2 protein-coding genes are annotated in these 836 nt (G+C 54.7%); one reads left to right on the forward strand and one right to left on the reverse strand.

Annotated elements, in window-relative coordinates:
- The coding region (locus tag RT613_RS11065; protein ID WP_313615498.1) for a nucleoside-diphosphate kinase at positions 1–171 on the forward strand (171 nt) is incomplete at its 5' end.
- Between the two features lie 116 nt (positions 172–287).
- Here RT613_RS11065 and RT613_RS11070 read toward each other — a convergent pair.
- A complete protein-coding gene (locus RT613_RS11070) occupies positions 288–794 on the reverse strand; it encodes a hypothetical protein (RefSeq protein WP_313615327.1) in 507 nt (168 codons plus the stop codon).
- Positions 795–836 lie beyond the last annotated feature (42 nt).

Genomic DNA, 836 nt, shown 5'->3' on the forward strand with positions numbered 1-836 from the left:
AAGAACCGCGAAATCATGGGTGCAACCAACCCAGCAAACGCTGACGAAGGCACGATCCGCAAGCAGTTCGCTCTGTCGATTGGCGAAAACTCCGTTCACGGTTCCGACGCTCCGGAAACCGCTGTTCAGGAAATCGCTTACTGGTTCGCTGAAACCGAAATCGTCGGCTGAATCAGTTTGTGAGCATCCGGAATCATCGTGTCAGGTGACCGGTGCAACCAACTGAAATGAATCGAAAAACGGAGCCGAAAGGCTCCGTTTTTTTGTGCTCTTTAGTAACGCATTTCTCATGCCGGGCAATCCTGCACCGGGCGCATGTCCATGCTGCCGTCATGGCGAAATACTTCGGGGTTTGGCGTATAGAGTGGGCCAACCACCAGCGGTTTGGCTGGCAGTTGTGATTGATCCGTGTCCGAGGTGATACTGGTTTCAATGGTCTGCTGCAGCTTTCCGTCCGGGCCGTTCAGCCGGATCGTCACCTTGTAAGGGCGACCCTTTTTAACACACTCGATTGGCGGGCTTTGCAGAACGACCTTCTCGGTTTTGGGAAACAGTTTTTCGACCGTTGAAAAGGGCGTTCCACCACGCGGATTTTCAAATTCGGTCTGCGCCGTGCTGCCTTCACGGATCGGAACGAGGGGCTGCAATGTCACGAGATAGGTGGCTTTTGCCACGCGGTAATTGAACACGAACATGCGCCCGGAAAGTTTGGCAACGTCACCGTGATCTTCCCGCTGGCAGCCCGTCATGCCGAGTGCGAGCATCGCCAAAACGGTCACGGCAATCTTCCTCATGCCGTTTCCTCCTTTTTGCGACGGTAATGCCGGGAGGCCTTT

The sequence above is a fragment of the Agrobacterium sp. genome (assembly GCF_032092815.1).
Taxonomy (GTDB): Bacteria; Pseudomonadota; Alphaproteobacteria; order Rhizobiales; family Rhizobiaceae; genus Agrobacterium.

Excerpts from the sequence above, each read along its gene's own strand:
- RT613_RS11070 (WP_313615327.1), bottom strand. The coding sequence starts at position 794 with ATGAGGAAGATTGCCGTGACCGTTTTGGCGATGCTCGCACTCGGCATG.